The sequence below is a fragment of the Cryobacterium melibiosiphilum genome, assembly GCF_003602235.1.
Taxonomy (GTDB): domain Bacteria; phylum Actinomycetota; class Actinomycetes; order Actinomycetales; family Microbacteriaceae; genus Cryobacterium; species Cryobacterium melibiosiphilum.
Map to the genome: position 1 here is coordinate 246,750 of NZ_QZVS01000096.1, position 6,431 is coordinate 253,180.

Sequence of the window (6,431 nt, forward strand, 5' to 3'; positions counted from 1 at the left end):
GGCATCCGTCAGGCCAGGGTGAAGTCTCGGAGGGCGCCCACGTACTGCTTCGGCAGCGGCCGGGCGAACTCGTCGCGGGTGCTCGTGCGGTAGCCGAGCGAGACCAGCGACTCGACGAGCTTGATCCCGGCGCTCACTCCGTCGATCACCGGCACGCCGATCTCGCCCGCGATGTAGTCACACAGCGGTGCCAGGCCCGCGCAGCCGAGCACGATCGAGTCGGCGGCGTCCTGTTCCACCGCGCGGCGGCAGAGCGCCACGATGTCGGCGGCCTCCTCCGGCGACGGATGCTCCAGGCCGAGCACCGGGATATCGCTCGCGTAGATGCTGCGGCAACGCTCGGCGAAGCCGTAGTGCCGGGCCAGGTCGCCGGCCCGGCCGATGGTGCGCGACAGCGAGGTGACCACGCTGAAACTGCGGCCGAGCAGGGTCGCCGTGTGCATCGCGGCCTCGGCGATGCCGACGACCGGCCCGCGGGCCAGCTCACGGGCCGCGTCGAGCCCCGGGTCGCCGAAGCAGGCGATCACGTAGCCGTCGGCGCCCTGCTCTTCGCCGCGCATGACCTCGAGCAGCAGCCCGGGCACGGCGAGGGCTTCGTCGTAGTGACTCTCGATCGAGAGCGGCCCCATCGACGGGCAGAGCGTGGTCACGACGGAGTCGACGGCGGCCGCCCGTTGGGCGCAGCCGTCGATGAGGGCGGTCATCGGGCCGCTCGTGTTCGGGTTGATCACCCGAATCTGCCGCAGCGTGCGCGGGGTGCGGTTCTCATCCGCGGCAGCGGATGCCGCACCCGCGATGGTGGGCAGCCGGGGTGTGGTGAGGGTCGGCATCCGCTTACCGAGCGGCCGTGACGGAAACGACGGGAGCGTCGCCGCCGTCGGGCGCGATTCCGGTTGTGTTCAGCTGCGGGCTGACCTTTTCGGCGACCACGTAGACGGCGAGGCCGATGCCGCACCCGATGAACCAGGCGAAGCTCGCGGCGCCCTGTAGTGCCGGGATGAACACGGTGGAGGCCGCGAGCACGGCTCCGGTCGCGGTCGCGATGATCGCGTTCGGGTTGAAGCCGTGCTTGTACCAGTAGCGGCCGGCGGGGTTCATCGTGTACAGGTCGGGCACGTGCACCACCTGCTTGCGCACGAGGTAGTAGTCGGCGATGAGCACCCCGAAGAGCGGGCCGATGAACGCGCCGAGGGTGTCGAGCGTGTAGTGGATGACCTCGGGGCTGGAGTAGAGGTTCCACGGGGTGATCAGCACGCTGCCGGCGGCGGCGATCATGCCGCCCATGCGCCAGCTGATCTTCTGCGGGGCGACGTTGGAGAAGTCGAAGGCTGGGGCGACGAAGTTGGCGACGATGTTGATGCCCACCGTCGCGGTGGCGAAGGTGGCGGCGCCGAGCACGATCGCGTAGACGTTGTCGATGCGGGCCACGGTCTGGATCGGGTCGGTCAGCAGCTCACCGAAGACCGGAACGGTGGCGGCGGCGCAGACGACGGTCAAGACGGAGAAGAACAGGAAGTTGATCGGCAGGCCGAGGAAGTTGCCCTTCTTGACGGCCGCGTAGGACTTGCCGTAGCGGGAGAAATCACCGAAGTTGAGCATCGGGCCGGAGAAGTACGAGACGACGAGGGCGATGGCGCCGAGCATGACGGGCACGGCGTCCCAGCCCTCGAAGGCGATCGAGCCGAGGTTGAGGTCGATGTTCTCCCAGCCGGCCTCGGAGACGAGGTAGACGGCGAGGGCGATCATCACGACGTAGACGGCGGGGCCGCAGAAATCGATGAACTTGCGGATGGCCTCCATGCCGCGCCAGAACACGAGCGCCTGCACGACCCAGAGAATGCCGAAGGCGATCCAGCCGAGCAGCGAGAGGCCGACGAAACCGTACTGGTTCACGTCGGCGATCGGGCCGAGCGACGGCCAGAGTTTGAGCGCGACGACGACGAGGGCGGCGGAGGCGAGGTAGGTCTGGATTCCGTACCAGGCGACGGCGATGAGGCCGCGGATGATGGCCGGGATGTTGGCGCCGACCACCCCGAACACGGCCCGCGAGATGACCGGGTACGGAACGCCGGTGACCTGGCTGGGCTTGGCGACGAGGTTGGCGAAGAAGTACACGATGATGATGCCGACCACGAGGGCGATCAGCACCTGCCAGCTGGCCAGGCCGAGGGCGAACAGGCTGCCGGCGGTGACGTAGCCGCCCACGCTGTGCACGTCGGACATCCAGAACGCGAAGAAGTTGTATGAGGTCCAGGTCTGCTTCTTCAGCGGCGCGAGGGCCTCGTTGCTCAGGCGCGGATCGTGGCCGGGCTGCACCCCGCCGCCGCCGTGCGGCAGGCCCGAGGCCTCGAGGATGTCGTGCGGGCCGGTGGGCTGCGGCGCGGTGCCGGTCGCGGTGCCGGGCGTCGTGCGGGCGAGGACTTCGGTCATGAGTACTCCTGAGCCAGAGGGTGGTGACGGATGCTGGGGGCCGGGAGCGAGCATCCGCCCCCGGTGTGATGCGCCTGATTGATGTAAAGCTATTGCTTAACACTTTCGGGGAGGTTTCGGCCGCGTTACGCCTCGTAACGGGCGTGTGACAATTGGAATATGGGCGTGAGGGACGAGGACACGGGCAATCAATTTCTCGGTTCCCGGCTGCGCGAACTGCGGCTAAACGCCGGGCTCTCACTGCGCGCGCTCGCCCGGGCGCTCGATATCTCCGCCAGCGCCGTGTCGCAGATCGAGACCGGCGCCCGGGTTCCGTCGGTGAACCGGCTCATCGCCATCGTGACCGCGCTCGGGGTTCCGCTCGCCGCCGCCTTCGAGGCTCCGGGAAGTATCGCGGTGCGAAGCGGTGAGACCGCGCTCACCGACGCTGTGCCCACCAACTACGTACTGACCCGGGCTGGCACGGTTCCCCTGACGACCCTGAAGGGTGGCGTCACCTACCGGCGTCTGACTCCGGGGCTGATGCCGGGCCTCGACCTGTTCGAATCGACGTACCCGCCCGGCGCGATGGCCAGCGCCCACGGCAGCCTCGTGCGGCACGACGGCCACGAGGTGGGCAGCGTGGAATCCGGGGAGTTGAGCATCGAGTTCGAGACCGAAACGGTGCTGCTGGGCCCGGGGGACTCGATCACTTTCCCGTCGACCCGCCCGCACCGGCTCGGCAACCCGTCGGCCACGACGGCGTGCGTGGCGGTCTGGCTGATCGTGCACCCCTGACGCGGAACTCACCGCGGTAGGGGCGAACGGATGCCGCCGGCCGACCCCACACGCGGCCACACCGATCTACGATGGCCGAATGACAACTTCTGGCGACCGTCCCGGCGGCCCCGGGCACCCCGCGAGCGCGCCCGACCCGGAGCGCGCCGCCACCCCCGCCGCGCGCCGCATCAGCCGGCGCTGGCCGCTCATCAGTGCGCTCCTCGCCGTCGCGCTCGCCGTGGGCCTCGGCGCCCTCATCGTGGTGCGCGGCCAGGGCCGCCCGCTCGAACTCGACACCGAGTGGATGGACGAGATCATCGAGCACCGCAACCCGGTTTGGGAGGTGCCGTCGCTCGTCATGAACTTTCTCGGGGCCGGGATCGCCGGGGTGATCGTGATTCCGGCCATCATCCTCATCGCGCTGCTGCTCTGGCGTCGGCCGTGGGAGGCGGGGTACTTTGTCGTGGCCACAATCCTGAGCGCCGGCGGCGTGCAGCTGCTCAAGCAGCTCTTCGGCCGCGCGCGCCCTGAAGACATGCTGGTCACATCGGACTTTGGTTCCTTCCCCTCGGGGCATGTCGCGAACGCCGCGACGATGGCGGTGTGCCTGGGCATTATCGTGCCCCGGCTCTGGGTCTGGCTGGCGGGCGCGGCATACACGATCGTGATGCTGCTGAGCCGCACCTATCTCGGCGCGCACTGGCTCACGGACACGTTCGGCGGGCTGCTGATCGGCGTCGGCGTCGCGGTGCTGCTGTGGGCGCCGGTCGCCGCGAAACTGGACGGGGAGCGCCGGCTGGCGCCGCGGCATCCGTTCGCCCGTACCATTCGCCGGAACTGACCGGTGTCAGCGCCTGACCCGGTGTAGACGGATGCCGCGGCATCCGTCGCCCGAGTCCGCGTACCATTCGACGGTACTCAGCGTGAAAAACGTGCTTTTCGGCCCGAGAACGGCTGCACAGCGGTTGAACACCGTCGAACGGTACGGCGTGCACCGCTGTGCAGCCGCGCGCGTACCATTCGACGGTACTCAGCGTGAAAAACGTGCTTTTCGGCCCGAGAACGGCTGCACAGCGGTTGAACACCGTCGAACGGTACAGGGAGGGTCGCGGCGTCAGGGTACGCGGCGGGGTCGTTGGCGCGGCGCGGACGGAGGATACTCGGGGCATGAGCGAACAGAGCCAGACCGAGCAGAGTGAGACCGTGCGGGCGGCGTATGCCCAGGCCGCCGCGGCGGCGGCCGCCGCCGGAGTGACGGTGCGGCTGGCCGACCCGCCCGACATGGCCGGCGTGATCGGATTGTTCGAGCGCACCTGGGGTGAGGGCCGCAGCCCCGACCGGTCGATGTTGCTCGCCCTCGATTACGCGGGCAACACGGTGCTCACGGCGGTCGCCGACGGCAAGCAGGTCGGCGCGACCCTCGGCTTTCTCGGCTGGTCGAACGGGCTGCACCTGCACTCGCACATGGCGGCGGTGGTGCCGTGGCGGCGCAGCGGTGGCGTCGGCTTCGCCCTCAAACTGTTCCAGCGCGCGGTCTGCCTCGACCACGGGGTGGGCGAGATCCGTTGGACCTTCGACCCCCTGATTCGCCGCAACGCGCACTTCAACCTCGTCAAGCTCGGCGCCGAGATCGCCACCTTCCTGCCGGACTTCTATGGCCGCCTCGATGACGCCATCACCGGCAGTGACCAGAGCGACCGCTTCGAGGTGCGCTGGCGCCTCGACTCCCCGCGCGTGCACCGCGCCCTCGGTGGCGGGCATCCGCCGAACTGGACCACGAGCGAGGTGCTGCCCCTGAACGTGGATTTCGAGCAACTGCGCGCGGAGGATCCCGTCGCCGCGGCCGAACTGCGCGCCACCAGCCGCGCCCTGTTCGGCGAGAACCTCGCTCGCGGCCTCCGCCCCGAACTCAACACGACCAACGACTATGTTTTCACGACGGATGCCGCGGATCGCCCTGGCACCTCGGAGCCCGTCGCGTGAGGCTCGCATCGATCACCCTGCACCGGGTCGCGATGCCGCTCGTGCGGCCGTTCGAGACCTCGTTCGGCCGGCAGACCGTGCGCCTCGTGCTGCTCGTGCACGTGCGCACGCGGGGCGGCGGGGAGGGCTGGGGTGAGTGTGTCGCGGGGGAGGGGCCGCTGTACAGCTCCGAATACGTCGACGGCTGCGAGCACGTGCTGCGCCACTACCTGGCCCCGGCGCTGCTCGCCGCACCCGCGGTGACCGCCGACACCGTGCACGAGCTGCTCGGGTTCGTGGTCGGGCATCGGATGGCGAAGGCGGCGCTCGAGGCGGCCGTGTTGGACGCGCAGCTGCGGGCATCCGCTCTCTCCTTCGTCGACCACCTCGATGGTGCGATGGCCGAACCCGGGCCGCTCAAGGACTGGGTGGACTGCGGGGTGTCCGTGGGTATCAGTCCCGACCTCGATACCCTGCTGGCCGAGGTGAGCGGATACGTCGACGCCGGTTATCGGCGCATCAAGCTGAAGATCAAGCCCGGCTGGGACCTCGAACCGGTCGCCGCCGTGCGCGCCCTGCTCGGCCCGGACGCCCTGCTGCAGGTCGACGCGAACACCGCGTATGGGGTCGCCGACCTGGACCACCTGCGCGAACTCGACGCCTTCGACCTTGTCCTTATCGAGCAGCCGTTCGTCGAGGAGGATATCGCCGCCCACGTGCTGCTCAGCCGGCACATCCAGACCCCGGTCTGTCTGGACGAGTCGATCGTGAGTGCGCAGGTGGCGACGGATGCGCTCGGCCGCGGGGCGACATCCGTCATCAACGTGAAACCGGGACGGGTCGGCGGGTACCGCGAGTCGGTGCTGATCCACGACCTGTGCCGGGCCCAGGGGGTGCCGGTCTGGTGCGGCGGCATGCTCGAAACGGGCATCGGCCGGGCGGCGAACGTGGCGCTCGCGGCGCTGCCCGGGTTCACACTGCCGGGAGACACCTCGGCGAGTGACCGCTATTTCGCCGAGGACCTGGTGGAGGAACCGTTCGTGCTCGGCAGCGGGGAGCATCGCGGCCAGCTGCGGGTTCCGACCGGGCCGGGCACCGGGGTGACCGTGCGCGAGGATCTCGTGCGGGATTGGGCGGTGGCGGCGCCGATCGTGCTGCCGCGGGGCGGGGAGTAGGGGCCAGGGCGCACTGACGTCGGCAGCGGATGTGCCGGGCCGGCTCCCGTGCCCGGCCGCGGCTGCGCGCGCTGCGCGGGAGTTGCGCCGCTGCGCGGGGGCTGC

The 6,431-nt window shown here is 69.8% G+C and carries 6 protein-coding genes; 4 read left to right on the plus strand and 2 right to left on the minus strand.

The window, feature by feature from the left end; translation table 11 throughout:
• Positions 1 to 8 precede the first annotated feature (8 nt).
• Together D6T64_RS20450 and D6T64_RS20455 are read right to left on the minus strand one after the other, a co-directional pair.
• Positions 9 to 830 carry an aspartate/glutamate racemase family protein gene (locus tag D6T64_RS20450; RefSeq protein ID WP_119976501.1) on the minus strand — a complete coding sequence of 274 codons (822 nt, stop codon included), beginning with the start codon at positions 828 to 830 and terminating at the stop codon, positions 9 to 11.
• A gap of 4 nt (positions 831 to 834) precedes the next feature.
• Positions 835 to 2,430, minus strand: coding sequence for an NCS1 family nucleobase:cation symporter-1 (locus tag D6T64_RS20455; RefSeq protein WP_119976502.1), 1,596 nt, complete (start codon positions 2,428 to 2,430; stop codon positions 835 to 837).
• 159 nt (positions 2,431 to 2,589) lie between these two features.
• Here D6T64_RS20455 and D6T64_RS20460 point away from each other — a divergent pair, with 159 nt between their 5' ends.
• From D6T64_RS20460 to menC, 4 genes are all read left to right on the plus strand, one after another.
• The gene (locus D6T64_RS20460) at positions 2,590 to 3,207 is read left to right on the plus strand and encodes a helix-turn-helix domain-containing protein (RefSeq protein WP_119976503.1); all 618 of its coding nucleotides are present in this window, start codon (positions 2,590 to 2,592) and stop codon (positions 3,205 to 3,207) included.
• 79 nt (positions 3,208 to 3,286) lie between these two features.
• Positions 3,287 to 4,030 (plus strand): phosphatase PAP2 family protein, encoded by a 744-nt coding sequence (locus D6T64_RS20465; protein WP_119976504.1) that lies wholly within the window; start codon positions 3,287 to 3,289, stop codon positions 4,028 to 4,030.
• A 326-nt stretch (positions 4,031 to 4,356) separates the two neighbouring features.
• Positions 4,357 to 5,172 carry a GNAT family N-acetyltransferase gene (locus tag D6T64_RS20470; protein WP_119976505.1) on the plus strand — a complete coding sequence of 272 codons (816 nt, stop codon included), beginning with the start codon at positions 4,357 to 4,359 and terminating at the stop codon, positions 5,170 to 5,172.
• Complete coding sequence (gene menC, locus D6T64_RS20475; protein ID WP_119976506.1) at positions 5,169 to 6,326, plus strand: o-succinylbenzoate synthase; 1,158 nt, start codon at positions 5,169 to 5,171, stop codon at positions 6,324 to 6,326. The genes D6T64_RS20470 and menC overlap by 4 nt, the downstream gene beginning before the upstream one ends.
• Positions 6,327 to 6,431 lie beyond the last annotated feature (105 nt).